At 53.1% G+C, this 19,636-nt stretch carries 15 protein-coding genes; 8 read left to right on the top strand and 7 right to left on the bottom strand.

All coding sequences use genetic code 11. The annotated features are described in order from the left end of the window. The first annotated feature begins 78 nt into the window (after positions 1-78). The 5 genes from PPL9_RS02050 to PPL9_RS02030 all read left to right on the top strand — a co-directional run bounded on the left by PPL9_RS02050 (position 79) and on the right by PPL9_RS02030 (position 4,628). The gene (locus tag PPL9_RS02050; RefSeq protein WP_057461084.1) at positions 79-609 is read left to right on the top strand and encodes a GNAT family protein; all 531 of its coding nucleotides are present in this window, start codon (positions 79-81) and stop codon (positions 607-609) included. Positions 610-713: 104 nt separating this feature from the next. Beyond that, the gene (locus PPL9_RS02045) at positions 714-1,229 is read left to right on the top strand and encodes a YgjV family protein (RefSeq protein ID WP_057461083.1); all 516 of its coding nucleotides are present in this window, start codon (positions 714-716) and stop codon (positions 1,227-1,229) included. A gap of 130 nt (positions 1,230-1,359) precedes the next feature. After that, positions 1,360-2,481 carry a 3-oxoacyl-[acyl-carrier-protein] synthase III C-terminal domain-containing protein gene (locus tag PPL9_RS02040; protein WP_082596465.1) on the top strand — a complete coding sequence of 374 codons (1,122 nt, stop codon included), beginning with the start codon at positions 1,360-1,362 and terminating at the stop codon, positions 2,479-2,481. Further along, positions 2,474-2,974 carry an isoprenylcysteine carboxylmethyltransferase family protein gene (locus tag PPL9_RS02035; RefSeq protein ID WP_057461081.1) on the top strand — a complete coding sequence of 167 codons (501 nt, stop codon included), beginning with the start codon at positions 2,474-2,476 and terminating at the stop codon, positions 2,972-2,974. The genes PPL9_RS02040 and PPL9_RS02035 overlap by 8 nt, the downstream gene beginning before the upstream one ends. Before the next feature lie 136 nt (positions 2,975-3,110). After that, positions 3,111-4,628, top strand: coding sequence for an aldehyde dehydrogenase (NADP(+)) (locus PPL9_RS02030; RefSeq protein ID WP_057461080.1), 1,518 nt, complete (start codon positions 3,111-3,113; stop codon positions 4,626-4,628). A 187-nt stretch (positions 4,629-4,815) separates the two neighbouring features. Here the strand turns inward: PPL9_RS02030 and ugpC are convergent, their stop codons facing one another. From ugpC to PPL9_RS01995, 7 genes are read right to left on the bottom strand one after another with little or no spacing between them, the layout of a single operon-like run. Next, on the bottom strand, positions 4,816-5,919 hold the full coding sequence (gene ugpC / locus PPL9_RS02025) for a sn-glycerol-3-phosphate ABC transporter ATP-binding protein UgpC (protein ID WP_057461079.1): 1,104 nt from the start codon (positions 5,917-5,919) through the stop codon (positions 4,816-4,818). A gap of 10 nt (positions 5,920-5,929) precedes the next feature. Continuing rightward, positions 5,930-6,799: an endonuclease/exonuclease/phosphatase family protein gene (locus PPL9_RS02020; RefSeq protein WP_057461078.1), complete on the bottom strand. Its 870-nt coding sequence runs from the start codon at positions 6,797-6,799 to the stop codon at positions 5,930-5,932. Then, complete coding sequence (locus PPL9_RS02015; protein ID WP_057461077.1) at positions 6,786-7,820, bottom strand: LacI family DNA-binding transcriptional regulator; 1,035 nt, start codon at positions 7,818-7,820, stop codon at positions 6,786-6,788. The genes PPL9_RS02020 and PPL9_RS02015 overlap by 14 nt, the downstream gene beginning before the upstream one ends. Before the next feature lie 11 nt (positions 7,821-7,831). Next, a complete protein-coding gene (locus tag PPL9_RS02010) occupies positions 7,832-9,928 on the bottom strand; it encodes an alpha-amylase family protein (protein ID WP_057461076.1) in 2,097 nt (698 codons plus the stop codon). Between the two features lie 3 nt (positions 9,929-9,931). Further along, positions 9,932-10,753, bottom strand: a complete 822-nt coding sequence (locus PPL9_RS02005) for a carbohydrate ABC transporter permease (RefSeq protein WP_057461075.1) — start codon at positions 10,751-10,753, stop codon at positions 9,932-9,934. Then, positions 10,750-11,703, bottom strand: coding sequence for a sugar ABC transporter permease (locus PPL9_RS02000; protein ID WP_057461074.1), 954 nt, complete (start codon positions 11,701-11,703; stop codon positions 10,750-10,752). The genes PPL9_RS02005 and PPL9_RS02000 overlap by 4 nt, the downstream gene beginning before the upstream one ends. Then, positions 11,700-12,971: an ABC transporter substrate-binding protein gene (locus tag PPL9_RS01995; RefSeq protein WP_057461073.1), complete on the bottom strand. Its 1,272-nt coding sequence runs from the start codon at positions 12,969-12,971 to the stop codon at positions 11,700-11,702. The genes PPL9_RS02000 and PPL9_RS01995 overlap by 4 nt, the downstream gene beginning before the upstream one ends. Before the next feature lie 1,077 nt (positions 12,972-14,048). Between PPL9_RS01995 and hmgA the strand changes: the two genes are divergently transcribed. The 3 genes from hmgA to PPL9_RS01975 all read left to right on the top strand — a co-directional run. Further along, entirely contained in the window at positions 14,049-15,344 is a 1,296-nt protein-coding gene (hmgA, locus tag PPL9_RS01985) for a homogentisate 1,2-dioxygenase (protein ID WP_244273333.1), read from the top strand. 113 nt (positions 15,345-15,457) lie between these two features. Further along, the gene (locus PPL9_RS01980; protein ID WP_057461070.1) at positions 15,458-16,984 is read left to right on the top strand and encodes a Fic family protein; all 1,527 of its coding nucleotides are present in this window, start codon (positions 15,458-15,460) and stop codon (positions 16,982-16,984) included. Positions 16,985-17,319: 335 nt separating this feature from the next. Further along, positions 17,320-19,636: type I polyketide synthase (locus tag PPL9_RS01975; RefSeq protein WP_244273332.1), on the top strand; the 2,317-nt coding region annotated here is incomplete at its 3' end.

Below are 19,636 nucleotides of genomic sequence, written 5' to 3'. Positions count from 1 at the left end.
CGCCTGCCCGCGTGAGGGGTTTTCTCTTTTGAGATTACCCGTTAATGTTCAGGGGTCATTTTCAAAAGTGCATGTTTTATGAATACACCCACACAGCTTGCCACCCCACCAGTTTCCCTTCACGAAATCTGTGAGGCCGATGCGCTCGAAGTCCTGGAGTTTGAGAGCAGCAACAGCACTTTCTTTGAAAAGTGGGTACCCGCCCGCGGGCCCGAGCACTTTGAGAAAATATCGCTCCGACAGGTTATCAAAGACCTGATGGCTGATCCTGACAGGTTTTATCTGGTCCGCTCTGGCAATGGCGAGCTGGTGGGCCGCATCAACCTGCGCAAGTTGGACAAAGAGCCTCTGGACACTGTTGAGCTGGGCTACAGAGTTGGCGAAAAGCATCTGGGCAAAGGCTACGCCAAAGCCGCGGTTCTTGCCGTTGTGGAGCAAATGCGAGCTGATGGCGCGATGAAGCATCTGGAGGCCTTTGCAGCAGACAACAACCCTGCTTCCTCCAACGTACTATTGGCCTGTGGCTTCCGTTGGGACAAAACGGGTACCAAGACTGTGCAGCTTAACGGCAACCCATTGACGTTGCACCGCTTTGCTCTGGCGCTCTGAGATTGAACTTATCCAGCCCGTAGTATCTCTGACCCGCGCAATTACAGACGATCTGAGCGCCAACTACGCCTACACTCCTCTTCCAATAAGAAAGAAAACGGAAGATGGATCCACTCGTCATACAGAGTTTTGGGCTGGCGGCCTATGCCGTCAACATAGTTGGCTTTTCCACCAGACATGATCAACTGTTTCGCAGCCTGCTTTTTGTCAGCTGCTCCCTGTTCTGCATCCATTATGTGCTGATGGGCGCTTATGTTGCAGGGGCAAACCTTGGCATCAATGGTGTGCGATCCTTCGTTTCTCTGCGTTTTAAGGGCTACACATGGTTTAGCCTCTTTGCCGTCATCCAAACCATAATGAGTGTGATGGTGTATGAAGGGCTCATCGACCTGTTACCGTGGTCCGCCTCTCTCATGAGCGGCTTTGCGCTGTTTTGCCTACGCGGAATCCAGATGCGCTTCGCCATGCTCATTTGCGCTCTTACATGGATGGTCAACGCCCTGATCGTGGGCTCCTGGGGCGGATCGCTGAACGATATCACCAACGCCACCCTGCTTGCTTTCACGATTTATCGTATGAAAACCGCAAATGAACGGGAGGCCCAAACCGCTTCCCTCTGACATTCCATAGCACTCAATCTCACCCCACCAAAACAACCCCAAAAAACGCCGGATTTTCAGCGGCTTGGTCAAGGCCTATAAAGTTGATGATGCATTATCTGGCAACAATGAAAGCAGGGTTGGAGAGCCGATGCCCGTTTACCTGACCGGCCTTGCGACAGCGGTGCCGCCCTATGAATTGCCCCAGACGCTGGTGTTGGACTACGCCCGCCGGATCCTCGGGCCAAAGTTCTCACAGTTTGAGCGTATGGCTGGCACCTTCCTGTCTGCTGGCGTGAAGAGACGTTATTCCTTCGCCCCGTTGGAGTGGTTTTTAGAGCCGCAAGACTGGAAAACCCGAAATGAAACTTATCTGCGCGGTGCAACAGATCTGTTTATTGTTGCTGCCCGCAAAGCGCTGATTAAAGCAGGTCTGCGCGCAGATGAAGTCGACTGCGTGGTGACAGTGTCCTCAACTGGCATTGCAACACCAACACTGGAAGCTCAGGCCTGGAAACAGATGGGCTTTCGCACTGACATCCTGCGTGTGCCCGTGTTTGGTCTTGGTTGTGCAGGCGGTGTCTCCGGCCTTTCCATCGCGCAGCAACTGGCGCAGGCGAAACCGGGCAGCAACGTGCTCGTGGTCGCGTTGGAGGGCTGCACGCTTTCCTTCCGCAGTGACCGGCTCACGAAGGCGGATATCATCGCCACGGTTCTGTTTGGCGACGGTGCAGCAGCTGCCTGCCTTTCCACCAGCAAGCCCGAGAGTTCAAAACAGTTGTTTGTACTGGGCACGGGTCATCAGGAGATGTGGCCGGACACACTCAACATCATGGGTTGGAATGTGGAAGAGCATGGCCTTGGCGTTGTGTTCGACCGGTCTATTCCCGATTTCGCAACCGAGCATTTTCGTGATGTCACCGAGCGCAGTTTGAATGCACTCACTATGGACATGGATAGTGTTGATCGTTTCGTTTGCCATCCGGGCGGCGCGAAAGTGGTTCAGGCGCTGGAAGCTGCGCTGGATCTGCCTGCCAACACACTGGATGTGGAGCGTGAAATCCTACAGGAATTCGGCAACATGTCCGCTCCAACCGCCTTGTTTGTGCTGGAGCGGGTTCTGGAGCGCTCCCCACAAGGCAACATGGTCCTGTGCGCGCTTGGTCCCGGCTTCACAGCTTCTTTCCAGCCAGTGTCCGTTGTTGCCAATGAGGCAAGTGGGCGCTGGGAGACCACCGGTTTCCAAAGACCAGAGGGGGTGATCAATGCCTGAGGCGTCCCTGCCTGCCGTAATCTTTCTGGCATTCATCGTCATTCAGCGTCTGTCTGAGCTCGTTATTGCCCGCAGCAACACAAGACGCTTGCTGGCTGATGGAGCCTATGAGGTTGGCGCCTCGCATTATCCACTGATCGTCAGCGTGCATGTAGCATGGATCATCGCACTCGTTGTGCTGGGATACGACAAACCAGTCTCCATGCCGTGGTTACTCGTCTTTGTGGTGCTGCAGGTGTTCCGCCTCTGGATATTGCTGAGCATGGGTCGCCGCTGGACCACCCGCATTATTGTGGCCAAAACCCCGCTGGTGACGAAGGGACCGTTTGCGTTTGTGCGCCATCCCAACTACTTGCTGGTGGCTCTGGAGATCTTCACCGCCCCTATGGTCCTCGGCCTGTTTCCAATCGCCTTCCTGTTCTCAGGCTTTAACGGCGCTCTTCTTGCCCTGCGAATTCGCGTGGAAGATGAGGCCCTTACGGAGTTGCGATAGAAAAGACCTTTGCACAATGTGAAGTTATCAGCTTGAACCTGACAGAAGATAGTGATATATCACTGTCAAATTTAAGCTGAGGGCTGCACAACAAGACTGCAGCGCCTGCCAGATAACTTCATGTGCCGAGGAAACGATGCTAACAGGTTGCCATCTCATTGCCGGAGAATGGGTCGATAACGCCCAGAAATTCCAGTCATCCCCGTTCTCGGGCCCTGCAAAAAACTATGCCTGCGGCACTAGCGAACTGATCGACCGCGCTGTTCAGGCCGCTGAAGACGCCTTCATGGCCTTCGGTTGGACCACCCGCGCAGAACGCGCCAAATTCCTGCGCACGGTCGCGGACGAGATCGATGCACGCGGTGCAGAAATCACGGAAATCGGCTGCGCAGAAACCGGCCTGCCGGAAATGCGCCTCAACGGTGAGCGTGGCCGGACTGTTGGCCAGCTGCGTCTGTTCGCCGATCATATTGAGAAAGGCGAGTATCTGGACCTCACCCACGATGAGGCTCTGCCAGACCGTGCTCCTCTACCGCGTTCTGACCTGCGTTTGAGCCAGCGTCCGGTTGGTCCGATTGCCGTGTTCGGCGCCTCCAACTTCCCGCTGGCGTTCTCCACCGCAGGCGGCGACACCGCCTCTGCGCTGGCAGCTGGGTGCCCGGTGGTTGTGAAGGGGCATGAAGCTCATCCGGGTACTGCTGAGATCGTGGCACAAGCCATTGATGCGGCGATCAAATCCTGCGGCATGCATCCAGGCGTGTTCTCACTGGTGCAAGGCGGCAGTCGTGAAGTTGGTACGGCGCTGGTGCAGCATCCACTCATCAAAGCCGTTGGCTTCACCGGTTCCCTTGGCGGTGGCCGTGCGCTGTTTGATCTGTGTGCTTCCCGCCCTGAGCCGATCCCGTTCTTCGGCGAGCTGGGCTCCATCAATCCAAACTTCATCTTCCCAAATGCGCTGGCCAACCGCGGCGACGCGATTGCGGCGGGCTGGGCTGGCTCCCTGTGCATGGGCGCAGGCCAGTTCTGCACCAATCCGGGCGTGGTTCTGCTGGTGGAAGGCGCTGAGGCGGATGCCTTTATCGCCAAGGCTCAGGAAGCTTTGGGCGCTGCCGGGGAGCAGCCAATGCTGACAGATGGCATTGCAGCGGCTTACCGTTCCGGCGCTGAGAAAATCGCTGGCGAAACGGGTGTTGATGAGCTGGTGGGCACCGCCTGCGCAACCCGCGGTGCCAAACCGTATATGTTTGTGACAGACGCTGAAAACTGGCTTGCAAACAAAGAGTTGCAGGAAGAAGTGTTCGGTCCGCTCGGTATCATCGTTAAGCTGAAAAACATCGAGCAGATGCAGGATGTGGCGCGCACCATTGAAGGCCAACTGACCTGCACCATCCACATTGATGCAGCAGACCATGCAGAAGCCCGCAAGCTGATGCCATTGCTGGAGCGCAAGGCGGGCCGTGTGCTGGCCAATGGGTTCCCAACTGGCGTGGAAGTGTGTGATGCCATGGTTCACGGCGGACCTTACCCAGCCTCCACAAATTTTGGCGCAACTTCAGTTGGCACCATGGCGATCCGCCGCTTCCTGCGCCCGGTTTGCTATCAGGATATGCCGTTTGAGCTGGTTCCGGGTTTTGAAATGGAAGAAATGGCTTAAGCCAGCCTCCAAAAGACTAAAAAAGCAAACGTACTCCTGAAAGCCGGAGCCACTTTTCGGGAATACGCGATAACAGCAAAAGCCCTGAGCACATCCGCTCAGGGCTTTTCTTTGTTTACGTCAATCTGATCGATCAAGCGCGTCTCCCAAGGAGGTATCAAGTCCTCGGGAAACGCCCCAAAAGTTCTTAAGCAGCCAGATTGCGCAGGCTTTCACCATCAAACACATGGCATTTATCAAGCGCCATGTTGAAGCTCAACGTTTCCCCAGCATGCACTGTGCGCGGATTATACATGATGGACTGAACCGGAGAGCCTGCCAGCTCCGTAAACAAAGTTGCCTCCGAGCCCAAATCTTCTGAAAGCAACACAGGCAGCTGCAATTGCGCAATTTCGCCCGCTGTTGGCAACGCATTGCCTTCTGGCGAAATATCCTCTGGCCGCACACCCAGCTTCACCGCTTTGCCCGCTTCCAATGTGTTACGCAGGCGTGCCGGGGCGCTCAGCTCGCTGCCATCGCCCAGTTTCAGCACAGGGTCACCATTGCTGCTGGCGACATGAGCGTCGATCAGGTTCATCGGCGGAGAGCCAATGAATGTCGCCACAAAGGTGTTGTTCGGCTTTTCAAAGACTTCGCGCGGGCTGCCCACCTGTTCGATGATGCCATCACGCATGATCACGATGCGGTCCGCCAATGTCATGGCTTCCACCTGATCGTGGGTCACGTAGATGATGGTGTTGCCCACGCGCTGGTGCAGTTTCTTGATCTCAATGCGCATCTGGGTGCGCAGCTTGGCATCCAGATTGGAGAGCGGCTCATCAAAGAGATACACATCCGGGTGGCGCACGATTGCACGGCCCATGGCAACACGCTGGCGCTGACCGCCAGAAAGTTGACCCGGCTTGCGCTTCAGGTAGGGTTCCAGCCCCAGAATAGCTGCCGCATCTGCCACACGTGTTTCGATCTCACTTGGAGACACGCCTGCAATCTTGAGCGAGAACCCAAGGTTTTTGGCAACAGTCATATGCGGGTAGAGCGCATAGTCCTGAAACACCATGGAGATGTTGCGCTGGCGCGGTGGCATGTCATTCACCACACGATCACCAATCACCAACTCCCCGCCAGAAATCGTTTCAAGGCCCGCGATCATCCGCAGTGTCGTGGATTTTCCGCAGCCGGATGGGCCAACGAAAACAACAAATTCCTTGTCTTTGATCTCCAGATCAATGCCATGAATGACCTTGGTTGGACCATAAGACTTCTCGAGATTCTTCAGAGTAACTTGTGCCATGCTTTCCCCCTCAGGCGTCTTTCAGTTCCAGCCAGACCGGCAGATGGTCAGAGCCCTTCGCCTCTTCATTAACCCGCATGCCCGCAATGCGATGCCGCAAAGAGGCACTCACAAACAGGTGGTCAATGCGGCGGGTATCAAAGTGAGCGGTCTTGCCGCTTGTCTCTTCATTGCCCAGCCATACCCACGGGTCGACAAAACCATCGAGCGTTTGCACACGGCCACCTTCTTCTGATGGCGGACCGGTAAACACCTCGTAGACGGGCGTGCCCGGCCCGTTGTTCATGTCGCCCAGCAAAATGCAGTCTGTTGGCATGGTTGGTTGAGGCTCGTCGTTGAGCCAATGGGCGTCGATGCCTGGCCCACCGCACCACGCACCGCCCTCTGATGGAGCTGTCTGGATGCGGTCTCTCACAAACCGTGCCTGCACCAGCGCAAAGTCCGGCGACCAGTAAAACAGGTGGGTGTTGTAAACACGCAGTGGCCCACCCGGTGCGTCGATGACGGCCTCCAGAAGAGCGGCCTGAATGGCATGGCGGGTGATGGAACCCATCTTGGGCAACGGATAGGTGCGGGTGGAAATGATCGGGTATTTGGAAAGGATCATTTCCCCATGCTGACGGCGGCGGTTGACCAGCTTGCCGTTTTCATCGTGAAACGAGGCATCCATATCAAGGCCCGGGCCATAGACCCAGCGATATCCGCCAAGCAGATCTGCCAGTTCAGCGGCCTGATCTAAATTGCCATTTCGTTTCCAGAAGCGGTCAACTTCCTGCAAGCCGATGATGTCGGCCCCTTCAAGTTCTCCTGCAATTCTTGCCAGATCGACTTTACCGTCGATACCGGTACCGTATTGAATGTTGTAGCTAACTATCTTCATGGGTTTTTCCGGAGGCTTTGTGAGCAACTCCTAAGGAGCCGCGCAGCTTGAGCGCGCAATTGACGCGAATATTGCGGGGGTGATCAGGTGCTGTTCCATCCAGCCGGCTCAGCACGATTTCCGTCAGATGACGGGCAATCTGCTCAATGGGCTGTTCAATGGCAGTGATGCCCGGAGGGATCAGCCGGAACATGTCCGGGTCATCAAAGGTGACAAGATCAATGTCTTTGCCCACCTGTTTGCCGTTGCTGGACAAGCAATCCAGACCACCAATGGTCATCAGATAATTGGAGAAGAACACAGCACTTGGCGGATTTTCCATGCCAAGGAACCTGTCCATGGCGGTGTATCCATCCAGCTGGCCCCAATTGCCAACGTAAACCAACTCCTCATCAACACTCAGGCCAGCTTGCTCATGGGCTTTTCTGTAGCCCTGCAACCGGTTTTGCCCAGTACTTCCATTCAGGTCCCCTGTCACCACACCAATGCGGGTGTGGCCAAAGTCAATCATGCGGCTCACTGCGTCTTGCGCAGCCGCCTCATCATTCACCAGCACCTTATCCGTTTCCACGCCCGGCACATCATTGTTGAAGATGATGACCGGTTGTTCTCCGCTCAACAGCTCCTGCACCTTCTCCGTCACCTCGTGGGTGCCGGACAAGATGATGGCATCGATGCGCCGCGAGGACGCTGATTCTAGCGCCTCGTTGATGGCGTCCGCCTCATCAGAATGGTGAAAGGTTACTATGGAATACCCACGGCCACGCAGAGACCGCACCAGTTGGGTCAAAATCCCCGAGTTGAACTCGTCAAACTTGGGAACCAGATACCCGACTGTGTTGGTGCGCTCTGTTTTCATGGCGCGGGCAAGTGTGTTGGCCCGGTATCCCAGATCGGCAATCGCTTGTTCGATCCGGGTCCGGTTGTCCTTCCTGATGCGTTGATCGTTCAGATAACGCGAGACTGTGCCGACAGCGACGCCTGCGGAATCTGCTACATCGAGGATGGTTGGTTTTTTCACTGCACTGCCCTTTATTCCGCAGCCACTGCGTCATCTGCCTGTGAGATGACGGCGGCCCCATGGATATGAAGGCTAGGAAAGACGATGTGCAGCTTTTTGTCGAGGCTGTCATACTGCCATGGCAGTGTTTTACCCGAATAAGCGCAGGTCACGTCCGTTGGCTCTTCGTCCATCCGCACCCAGGCTTTGGCTTCTTTAAGCTCCGGTGCATCCTCGATGATCTCAACCGCACGGGTCTGACCATCATTGTATGGCACACCGCTGCCGCGCAGCTGGGTTGGTGCGTAAAGCACGTGCAACACCTGACGTTGCTCATCAGCCTGTTTCATCAAGGACATACGCGTCGCCGATGGCAGCTCGGTGCCGATCAGCTGGCTTGGCATCAGGCGGTTGATGAGGCCGCGCACCAGATACTTGTAAAGCGTCTGGCCTGTTGTGCCGTAAAGGCGGAACAGCGGATAAGCCACATACGCCACGTTCCCCTTCTGCAGGATTGCTGGACCAAGCGGCGCTGCATCAGGGTCTTCCGGCGTGTGAAGATGCGAGCAGAACTTGTCCCATGTGCGGTTGAAATAGGATGGACGGACGTCAGCCAGCACATCACCATCTGTTGCGCGCAGAGATGCCCCCTTCTCGTACATAACAACAGAAGCATCGACCAGATCCTCGTCCAGCTTTCCCCGACAGGACAGATAGCTCGGGTCGTACTCCATTGGTGTGTCAGACAGTTCTGCTCCGATGTCGAGGAGGTATCGCTTGCCCTCAACATCAAGACCGGACTCGCCAGTCGCCAGAATGGCGCCACCCGCGTCCGCAAACGCTTTCAGGCGAGCCGCAAGATCATCAGTCAGGCGAATGCTGTCCGGTAAAATTATCAGCTTGTACTCATCAAAGCTGCTGGACGAGGAGACGAGATCAAACGGGATCTGCATTTCCAGCAGCATACGGGCAGAGGCGGAATCGCTCGGCTCGCTGCGGTGCCCAAGGTGGCTGCCAAGCTGGGAGACTTGCGCCTCGACAGAAAGGATCGCCACTTCCCGCTGATAGGTCGCATTGCTGGCATAAGGCTCCAGCGCTTTGACACGGGAATATGCCGGGCGGATCAGGTCATACGTAGCAAAATCCATATGTCCATTCGGGTGCAACTGGTCGCCGATGGAACAGCGCGCACCCAGAGACACCATCAAACAGCACTCATAGGACAATGCATCAGCCCGCTTGAAGCCGCCGAACTCACCCCAATGCGTGTGGAAGCGTCCCGTCATGCCAAGAAACGGCAGGTTCAGTGTATCAGCGTACCGTGCTGAGACGGGAAAATGGTCATAGCCCCAACCGCCGGTCGGCAAGCTCTCCAGCTCTAGATGACCGTAATACTGGTAGCGCTCATCCTGCCCTTTGTAGATGTGGCCAGAGTTGAAGAAAATTCGTGCATCCGGGAACTCGCCGTTGACGGCTTGCGAAAACCTTTCAAAAAAACGCAAAAGAACGCGTTTATCGTTGCTCTTACGATCGTCCGCCTTCAGCGGGTCCAAACCCTCTGATTTCATTGAGGAAAGGCAAGCGTTACAGGTGCATTCCCAGGAGGCGAGGATGTCCATAAACAACGCAGGCGGATTATAACGAGCGCAAACTTCCAGAGCGATGTCGATCTGTCGCTGAATTGCGCCTTCGTGGTTCAGGCAGATGGTGTGCCAGGTGGGCGTAAGTTGGTTCATCGCGGACGGCTCTGTGCCCGGATAATTGGCTGCCGTGTTTTGCGACTGCATCACACGCCATTCCGGATGTTCACGAGCAGTCAGCTCATCCCATTGAACTGTCAGGTAAATCGGGGTTGCAATGTCGGCAGCATAACAGGCTGAAATCATATCCCCCAGCAGGTCCGGGTTCTGCAACTCCGGATGCGGCTTACCCACGTTGGTGGGGTAATAACTCCAGCCGTGATGACAGCGGGCGAACAGTGTGACGGAGTCCACCTGGCCATGCTTCAGTGTTTCAACAAACTGCGCCGGATCAAACTTGGACCCAATCCCCGGAATATGTTCGGAACTATGAAAATCCAGATGAATCTGGCGGTATCGGAAGTCTTTTACTTCTTTTTTATGGCACATGATTTAGCCCTTGGAACCGCTGTTATTTTTGCCGTCAGCGGAGAAATACTTCTGGAAGAACAAGAAGATAACGAGTGGAAGGATGGAGGTAATAATGGTCGCAACAGCGCGCTGATCCCAGTTGGGTTCATAGGCGCCGGAGATCGTGGAGAGCATCACCGGCAGGGTTGCATTTTCCCGCAGGAACAACATTGGCAGCAGAAGGGAATTCCACGTCCACATAAACTGCAGGATGCCAACTGCTGCCATCGCCGTAATCGTGTTTGGTAACACGATAAAAAAGTAGGTCCGCAAATGTCCGCACCCATCCACCTGCGCCGCATCAATCAGCGACCGCGGGAAGTTGGAGAGGAAGTTTTTGACCAGCAAAACAGCCCAGGCAAAAGACAGCCCAACGAACGGAATGACCACAGACCAGTAGGTATCAATGAGCCCAGTCTCACGCCACAGCTTAAAGAGTGGGATGATAACCACTTGATTTGGAACAACAAATGCATTCACAAGTATGAGCAGCAAGATCCGGCGAAACGGAAACTTGAGGTAGTGAAATGCATAGGCCGCAGCTGGTGCAAACAGAACTGGAAGGACGGTTGCGAAGCTGGCAACGGCCAGAGAATTGAGAAACGCACGGCCAATCGGGTAGTTGACCCAAACTTCACGCCAGGCATCCAGCGTGAACGTAAACGGCTCGATCGTCCACCACCCGCTGGTGATTTCCCCTTCGGGGCGAATGGACATGGCGATGATGCCAACCAGCGGAATGATCCAGACAAGCGCCACGGACCCCAGCACATACACAGGCCATTTTGGAGTTTGAGTGATCATTTGCTCTCCGATGCCTTGTCCAGAATGAGTGGGATGGAACAGACGATAACCGCGAGCAGAAGCACCACCGTACTTGCAGCGCCATAGCCCTGCTTAAAGTAGATGACGGACTCCTGATACATAAAGTAACCCACTGTTTCCGTTGCTCTAATCGGACCTCCAGCTGTTAGAATATGGATCATATCAAACGCTTTGAGGCTATTGAGCAGGTTGATGAAAATCGCAATGCGCACACCAGGAAGGCTAAGAGGCGCCATGATGTACCGAAGGATCTGGAAGTGAGAGGCGCCATCTATATGTGCCGCTTCAAGCTGGCTTTTCGGGATCGCCTGAATAGCCGCATAGCAGGTGAGCAATGGCAGACCAGCTTGCGTCCAGACATAGGCAGCAACAACGCCCCAGATTGCGGTAGATGGTTCACCCAACCATGGCGAGGCCCAGCCTTCCAGCCCAACAAGGCGCAGAATGCCGTTGAGGAGGCCAAAGTCCGGTTGCAAAATACCCAGCCACATCAATCCACTAGCAGTCTCTGAAATGCCATAGGCTGCGAAGATTGCCACACGGAACGGCGCAGTCTGCTTGGGAGCCAGACCGGAAATCAACGCGACACTCCAGCCGATAGCAACGGAGATGCCCGTACACGCCAACGTCCAGGTGAGTGTCACACGCAAGGCATTCCAAAAGTTCGCATCACTGAACAGCTTGGTATAGTTAGAAAAACCCGCAGGTTTCGGCTGGCTCAATCCGGTCCAGTCCAGAAAACTCACACGGATCGTCTCGAATAACGGATAGAGCACGCCGATGCTGAAGAAGATCAATGTCGGCGCCAACAGAGCAAATGCAATCCAGTCAGCGCGGCGCAGGTTACCTCCGAAGAGCCGGGTGGCGAGGCCCGCAAAGGGCCCCGCCTGGGTCTGGGAGGTTAAGATAGACCCATGTTGTACACTCATTGATAAAGCTCACTCGCTTTTGCTTCGAGTGCTGCTGTGACACTATCAATGCTCGCATCGCTTGGGTCGCGAAGGAACTTTTGCAAGCTAATACGGAATTCACCGCTCAACTCAGCTGGCAAAAGGTCATCAAGAACAAAGAAAACATCGACGAGCGGCAAAATCTGAGCGTATTTGCGCACAATCGGATCATAGGACGAGGGATCCACATTTGCACTCGGGGTTGCAAGGTTCTGCGCCGCGATAATTGCAGAGCCTTCCTTGCTCAGAACAAAGTCGATAAACAGTTCTGCCCCTTCCGGGTTCTTCGCTTGCTTCATCACAAGGAAGTTCTTGCCATCAACACTCATCGCATTGCCGTATTCCGGCTTGATCACCGGGAACTGCATGTATGAGTAGTCTTTGATCGGCGTCAGCCCATACTCATTCTTGGCCCGCTGGTTTGCCCAGGAGCCAATCAGCATGAAGCCTGCCTTTTTGTTTTTCAACACGGCATCCGCAGCATCCGTCCAGTGAGAACTAAGCATCGCGCCCGGCTCAGCACAGCAGTCAGCTTCCAACATGTCACGCAGATTGCGGAAGGTTTCCTTCACCCGGTCATCGGTCCAGGCCGCCTTGTGTTCAGACAGCTCTTTCGCAAATGCAGGGCCCGCCGTGCGCAAAAGCGCGTTTTCAAACCACTCGGTCTGCGCCCAGCTTCTCGCACCGATGGAAACAGGCAACATGCCGATTTCTTTCAGGGCACTGAAGGAACTGAGGAAGTCTTTCCACTGAGTAGGTTCACCAGCGATGCCCGCTTTTGCCAGCGTATCTGGACGATACCAGACGCCGGAACGGTTGCCCGCGATGAAGTAAGCACCATAGGTTTTACCGTCATGCTTTGCCAGATTACGCCAGCTGTCATTCAGCGCTTGAGACCAGCCATACTGCTCCCATGCAGCATCAATTGGGCTGATCAGGTCGGCGGCAACCAGTTCCTTCTCAAAGGAAGGCCATGTGTTGAGCAGCAGATCAAACTCTTCTCCAGACAACATCGCTGAACGAATGCCAGACCGCGGATCATCCCCACCTGCTGCCGGGTTGATGTCTTTGATCTCATAATCCGGATATTTGGCTGTGAAGCCCTCTTCGAGTGCGATGATCAGATCACGCTCTGAACCACCCAACCAGTTGAAGATCACCAGCTCTTTTTCAGCTGCAAATGCGGTCCCCCCCGCAAATGTCATTGCGGCAATCGCAAGGGCGGATGCCGAATTCAATATTTTCATAACAAGCTCCCAAATATGAAACGTTGTCAACTTAGTTAGATTTCATGAGAGATGTCTAGAAAAATTTACGTATTTTTGATGAAGGATTAATACCTGCTACATCGAATTAGCAAATTTTATAAGGCGTTATTGCCATTTGTGGTGATCAAAATTTCTCATGCATAAATGTTGGATAAATGTACTTTTCGGCTAATCAGCCACAGAATCTGACTCGTATTTTTGATGAAATTAGCAACTTAACCTAGCTTTAATTAGAAAGGTTTCAACTTTTTATTTTACTGGACAAATACCATCCGCACCTAAAATAAGATGCTCCGATTGCAGCCTTTTGGGCTGACGATCAGCTCAGTAATGATGAAAAGGAGATTGAATATAGACAGGCCTGAAACATCGCTATTTTCACATGAGCCACGGCAATTTACCTTGGCAAAGTGTACTGCCACTGCCTGAAAGCTTTGAGAGGTGGAAGGCCCGTCTTCAGGCTGACAACCACGATGGCAAGCCCCCACTCACCAACGTTTTTACGCGCCCAACTCAACCTGAAAACGGACCTAAACGGAAGCATCGCCTCCTTTATCTGAAACAACCGGGAAACCCTGATCTCCAAAAAGCCGAAGCCGATCCAGCTGCAGGATCCACACCCTTTGCATAAAAGCAGGCGATAAAAGGCGCACCTGCTCCTTACGAGGTGAACGACATCCTGCTGTCAGCTCCATCAGACAAGCTGCCCGGTTGCTGGCTATCACCCTACTGCCACTGAGGATTTAGCCAATCCACGGATCATGGGTGCCGCAGTTTGAAGGGTTAGGATTGTTAGCAGGTAAATCACCAAAGGCTCATGGCCCTGCCATTATCGTCACGTAGTTTTCAGGAGATGAATTACCTCCCTCAGATCGCGTTGATTGCGCCGATCCGGTTCTATGGTCTGATGCCTCCACCCAACCCAGGTCCAGAGATACTGCGGCGCAGCCCTCTTTAAAACTCGTTGGTGACGTTTTGGAGTGAAACATGGAAAATCTGACAGATCAAAACACAGCAGCCACCCATGACAGTCGCTACGGAACTCAGCCAGGATATATGGTTGGGTTCGGAAATGATTTTGAGACCGAGGCTTTAAAAGGCGCACTGCCTCAGGGACGCAATTCCCCACAGCGCGTTGAATACGGATTATATGCTGAGCAGCTCTCCGGTTCGCCCTTTACCGCCCCTCATGCAACACTCGAACGATCCTGGCTTTACCGCATTCGCCCATCGGTTAAGCACTTGGGCCGGTTGCAGAAAATAAATCATCCTTACTGGATGACCGCGCCTAGCAAAATTCCAGATGTGGTCTCACTCGGTCAATACCGTTGGGATCCAACGCCCTTCCCTGAGGACCAAAACCTCACCTTCATTGACGGTATCCGCACCATGACAACAGCGGGAGACGTGGGCCTGCAAATGGGCATGGCCGCGCATGTTTACCTCGCCAATACAGACATGGAGGACGAGTACTTCTACAGCGCTGATGGAGAACTGCTGGTTGTGCCTCAGATCGGGCGATTAAAGATCGCAACCGAGTTTGGCGTGATTGATCTTGAACCGCTTGAAATCTGCATTTTGCCACGTGGCATGGTGTTTAAAGTGAGCTTGCCTGACGGCCAAGCCAGAGGTTTCATCTGCGAGAATTATGGTGCCAAATTTACCCTTCCCAACCGTGGGCCAATCGGCGCCAATTGCCTTGCAAACCCAAGAGATTTCAAGACACCAGTCGCACAGTTTGAAGACATAGAACGCCCATGTCATATGACGATAAAATGGTGCGGTGAGTTCCACCGAACGACTATTGATCATTCACCGCTGGACGTGGTCGCATGGCACGGCAACTACGCCCCCTATAAATATGACTTACGCCACTTCGCTCCTGTAGGTGCCATCAGTTTTGACCACCCGGATCCATCAATCTTCACCGTCCTCACAGCCCCCACAGCGGAAGAAGGTACGGCCAACATCGACTTCGTGATTTTCCCACCTCGCTGGCTGCCTCAGGAAGACACCTTTCGCCCGCCCTGGTACCATAAGAACATCATGTCAGAGCTGATGGGCAATATTTACGGGCAGTACGACGCTAAACCACATGGCTTTGTGCCCGGAGGCATCAGCCTCCACAATTGCATGCTGCCCCATGGCCCGGATCACGAAGCTTTTGAGCAAGCTTCTCACAACAGCTGGGACCCTGTGAAGTTAAAAGACACCATGAGCTTTATGTTCGAAACTCGCTTTCCGCAGCAACTCACTGAGTTTGCAGGCAAGGAAGCTCCGCTACAGGATGATTATGTGGACTGCTGGCCAGGTTTAGAGCGCAAGTTTGATGGCACAGCTGGCCTAAAATAACGCTTTTTCATGAGCTCTGTCGGTTTTTCAGGGTTCAGACTAAAAAATGACAGGTATTCACAGAGCTTACTTATTGCGCTATATTTCGTGATAGTTTTTCACGGAGATAGTGCATGAATAAGCCTTTTTCACAGGCTGTAACAGTTTTTCACGAAAGCTGGCTTCCTGCGCCCGCAACTCCGGCGGGCTATTCAGCACTTATTGATGCATACGATTTGAGAGTGCCGATCCCGCACACTCTATGCGCCATTGGCAATCGCCACAAGATCATAGAGCAGGACGGCTGGCGGATCTTCACACCTCGTCACGCACCAGAACCAACATTGCTGGGTCACCTCACTTTTGCCTTGAAAAACGAAGGGCTGGACCTCGCAGTATTGAAGCGCCTGTTCCTTGCGTGCGGGCCTGAGCCTGTTGAGGAGTTGGTAAGATCTCGCCCGACGGGCCGTTATACAAGACGCATCTGGTTTCTCTATGAATGGCTTTTGGGTGAGCTGCTGGACTTGCCAGATGTCGAAACTGGCGCATATATGGATGCGCTTGATACAACAAAGCAATTTGGCGGCAGCACAGTACCTTCTCCACGTCACCGCGTACGCAACAACCTGCCCGGCACACCTCAATTCTGCCCTCTCATCTTTCGTAATAAAGATTTGGAGGGCTTTCAGCAGGCCAAACTGCAAGAAAAAGCTATGGATGCGGCGGCATCCGTCCCTAAAGATCTGCTCGCCCGCACTGCAGCCTTCCTGCTTCTAAAGGACAGCAAATCCAGCTTTGCCATTGAAGGCGAGCGCCCTGCCCATGACCGTATCCAGCGTTGGGGCCGCGCCATTGCTGACGCCGGAAAAACACCCCTGAGTATTGAAGAGTTTCTCCGCCTGCAACACGTTGTGATCGGCGATGACCGCTTCGTCCATATGGGCTTACGAGAAGAAGGTGGCTTCGTCGGTATGCATGACCGCGAGACCCGCATGCCAGTGCCAGACCATATCAGCGCCAAACCGGATGACTTGAGAAGCCTGATGAAAGGCATGATCGACTTTGCACAGGACTACGCCAAGCATCTGGACCCGGTTCTCGCTGCTGCTGTTCTCGCCTTCGGTTTCGTTTATGTGCATCCATTTGAGGATGGCAACGGAAGGTTGCACCGTTACCTGATCCACCACGCGCTGGCACAACGCGGCTTTAACCCACCCGGCGTCATCTTCCCGGTATCTTCGGTTATTCTGGAGCGAATCGACACTTACAAACAGGTGCTGGAGGACTATTCCTCCCGCCTTCTTGGCAAGATTGACTGGCAACCCACGGCTCATGGCAACCTGACCGTGACAAACGAAACAGCCGACTTCTACCGATTCTTTGACGCCACCGCCCACGCAGAATTCCTCTACGCCTGTGTAAAACGTACGGTTGAACACGACTTACCGGAAGAAGCCCGCTTCTTACAAAACCATGACCACTTTCAACGCGAACTAAACCAAGTCGTAGACATGCCGACCCGCCTTGCAGATTTACTCTTCCGATTCCTGAATCAAAATAACGGAAAACTCTCACATCGAGCCAAGGCCAAAGAATTCGCAGCGCTTACAGATGAAGAAACGAAGAGAATTGAAGATATTTATGAAAGATGTTTTGCGTAATAATTTGAACATACTTCCAAAAAATCTAAATAAAGTCAAAAATTTTAGCAACTCAAACTACACAACATACAAGCGCCACAACCTTAAACCTATGACGCTTCATTGAAACGCTCAATGAACAGTAAATATAAAGTACAAATAAGCTACATCTAAGAAACCAAAACACTAAAGATCCAAGCAACGACAATTTACAAAACGACAGCACAGAGGTAACAATTCTCTCTCTTACATTAACTCCTCCAAAAATATCTGTTGAAGCATTTTTTTTTGAAAGTACATTCCTCTCTAAGTTATATATGGAACTTTAAGTTTAGATACAAACATCACACTTCTGGATGTTGTTCCCTAATTTGAGTGAGTTTTGCTGCGTGTTGGAAATTGTTGGCCTATCTGTTCGTGTTCCTGGAGCTTCAAGCAAGGAAGAGTTGTGGAATCTGCTGTGTTCAAAGCGGAATAGCATCTCCGAAATCCCTGCTGATCGCTGGTCACACTTTAGATATCTGCATCCGCGCATTTCAGAACCCGGCAAAGCGTATACTTTTAAAGCAGGTGTCCTAGATAATTTGTGGGACTTTGATCCTACAGCTTTTGGCATTTCGCCCCGAGAAGCAGAACAAATGGATCCTCAGCAGCGTATTTTGCTGCAGCTCACTTGGGAAGCTATTGAGGACGCAGGCATATCGCCAGATACCATAGCTGGTGATCATGTAGGCGTCTATGTTGGGGCATCTGCGCTTGATTATGCTAACGAAAGCCTGTTCGATCCTAATGTTGCAACCGGTCACTTTATGACTGGCAATACGCTTTCTATTATTTCAAACCGCCTCTCTTATATATTCGACCTTAAAGGCCCAAGTTTTACTGTCGATACTGCTTGCTCGTCTTCTCTAGTTGCACTCCACGAAGCCTATCGTGCGTTGAACTCTGGAAGAATTGACTGTGCCATTGTCGCAGGTGTCAACGTGCTTGCCAGCCCTTTTCCTTTCGTAGGTTTCGCGCAGGCAACTATGCTGTCTCCTGATGGGCAATGCAAAGCTTTCGATGCGAGTGGCAATGGCTATGTACGCTCAGAAGGTGGCGTTGCACTTGTCATCAAAAGAAAAGATGCACCGCGCTGGAAAGGCCAACGGTCTCACGCAGATATCGTCGCAGTTGACGTAAACTCTGATGGTCGTACCGTGGGCATGTCGCTTCCATCGGATGTCGAGCAGGCAAATCTTCTCGACCGTGTTTACAAGGCACATGGAATTGACCCTAATCAGCTTGCATTTGTCGAAGCTCATGGCACTGGGACCCGTGTTGGAGATCCTGCAGAAGCGGGATCGATTGGTCGCACTATTGCGCAGAAGCGACGCGCACCGCTTCCGATCGGCTCAGTTAAAACCAATGTAGGCCACCTGGAACCAGCTTCAGGGCTGGTGGGACTGGCAAAGTCTGTACTGGCACTTCAGAACAATCATTTCCCGGCAAGTCTCCACTTTAACGAACCAAACCCAGACATCGACTTCGACGCGCTCAACATACATGTCGCGAGCGAAGGTGTAGAGCTACCACGTAGTGAGAGCCCGAGATATGCCGGAGTGAACTCGTTTGGCTTTGGCGGAACGAACGCGCACGTCATTCTCAAAGATCCGGAAATCAAGACAGATAATGTCGAGCAACTCACTCAGCCCAAAACCGTAAGCTCATTATTCTTATCAGCGCCGACAAAGGAAGCACTGGTTGAGCTTGCAAGTGGTTATGCGCGTGATGGGCTTCTGACAGAGCAAAGCAACCAGAAGGTTTGTGCGGCGGCCTTTCATCGCAAACGGATTTTTCCGGAAAAAGCAGTGTTTTCTGGTACTGATGTTGAGATTCTTAAGGCTACGTTGTCTGACTTTGCATCCGGTCAGAAGAATGCAAACGTCATTTACTCCAATAAAGCTATAAACCCAGGCAAGTGCGCTTTCGCGTTTTCTGGCAACGGAGCACAGTGGGCTGGCATGGGCCGCGATGCCTATGTTGCCAACCAAACCTTCAAGATTGCTTTTGAGAAAGTTGATGAGCTTTTCACAAACCTTTCTGGCTGGTCCCTAAAAATCGAACTGTTCAGTGAGACACTTGACGATGCTCTGAAAAAAACGAGCATTGCACAGCCATTGCTGTTTGCGGTTCAGGTTGCTCTTTGTCAGGCGCTTGAGGACTACGCATTAAAACCAGACATGGTTCTAGGTCACAGTATCGGCGAAGTTGCTGCAGCACATGTCGCGGGCGCCCTCACGCTGGACGCTGCTGTAGCGCTGGTCTATCACCGTTCAGCAGAACAGGAAGTCGTCGCGGGCCACGGAACCATGGCAGCACTTGTTCTCCCTGCTGATGAGGCTCGTCAACTCATCTCCAAAAGTGGATTTGACTCCCTTGAAGTTGCCGCGGAGAACAGTCCGAAATCTGTCAGCTTATCTGGCACGAAAGAAGACATAGACGGGTTTGCGAAGTTTGCACGGGCCAACCATGTCGCCTTTAGAAAAGTCGCGCTGAATTACCCTTTCCACAGCCAGCTCATTGAGCCCGTTGAACATCCATTCCGTAATGCAGTCGGGACTGTGACTGCCAAGTCGGCGCAGGTGCCATTTATCTCGACCGTTTCTGGGGCAGTCTCAGATGGCAAGGACC

Origin of the sequence: Pseudovibrio sp. POLY-S9 (assembly GCF_001431305.1) — a bacterium.
GTDB lineage: Bacteria > Pseudomonadota > Alphaproteobacteria > Rhizobiales > Stappiaceae > Pseudovibrio.
Note: the sequence above shows the minus strand (reverse complement) of the source record. Positions and strands in the feature narration are given on the sequence as shown.

Coding starts and splice junctions, on each gene's coding strand:
- hmgA (WP_244273333.1), top strand. CDS start 14,049: ATGGTTGGGTTCGGAAATGATTTTGAGACCGAGGCTTTAAAAGGCGCA.
- PPL9_RS02040 (WP_082596465.1), top strand. CDS start 1,360: ATGCCCGTTTACCTGACCGGCCTTGCGACAGCGGTGCCGCCCTATGAA.
- PPL9_RS02005 (WP_057461075.1), bottom strand. CDS start 10,753: ATGATCACTCAAACTCCAAAATGGCCTGTGTATGTGCTGGGGTCCGTG.
- ugpC (WP_057461079.1), bottom strand. CDS start 5,919: ATGGCACAAGTTACTCTGAAGAATCTCGAGAAGTCTTATGGTCCAACC.
- PPL9_RS02020 (WP_057461078.1), bottom strand. CDS start 6,799: ATGAAGATAGTTAGCTACAACATTCAATACGGTACCGGTATCGACGGT.
- PPL9_RS01995 (WP_057461073.1), bottom strand. CDS start 12,971: ATGAAAATATTGAATTCGGCATCCGCCCTTGCGATTGCCGCAATGACA.
- PPL9_RS02035 (WP_057461081.1), top strand. CDS start 2,474: ATGCCTGAGGCGTCCCTGCCTGCCGTAATCTTTCTGGCATTCATCGTC.
- PPL9_RS02050 (WP_057461084.1), top strand. CDS start 79: ATGAATACACCCACACAGCTTGCCACCCCACCAGTTTCCCTTCACGAA.
- PPL9_RS01980 (WP_057461070.1), top strand. CDS start 15,458: ATGAATAAGCCTTTTTCACAGGCTGTAACAGTTTTTCACGAAAGCTGG.
- PPL9_RS02045 (WP_057461083.1), top strand. CDS start 714: ATGGATCCACTCGTCATACAGAGTTTTGGGCTGGCGGCCTATGCCGTC.
- PPL9_RS02030 (WP_057461080.1), top strand. CDS start 3,111: ATGCTAACAGGTTGCCATCTCATTGCCGGAGAATGGGTCGATAACGCC.
- PPL9_RS02000 (WP_057461074.1), bottom strand. CDS start 11,703: ATGAGTGTACAACATGGGTCTATCTTAACCTCCCAGACCCAGGCGGGG.
- PPL9_RS02010 (WP_057461076.1), bottom strand. CDS start 9,928: ATGTGCCATAAAAAAGAAGTAAAAGACTTCCGATACCGCCAGATTCAT.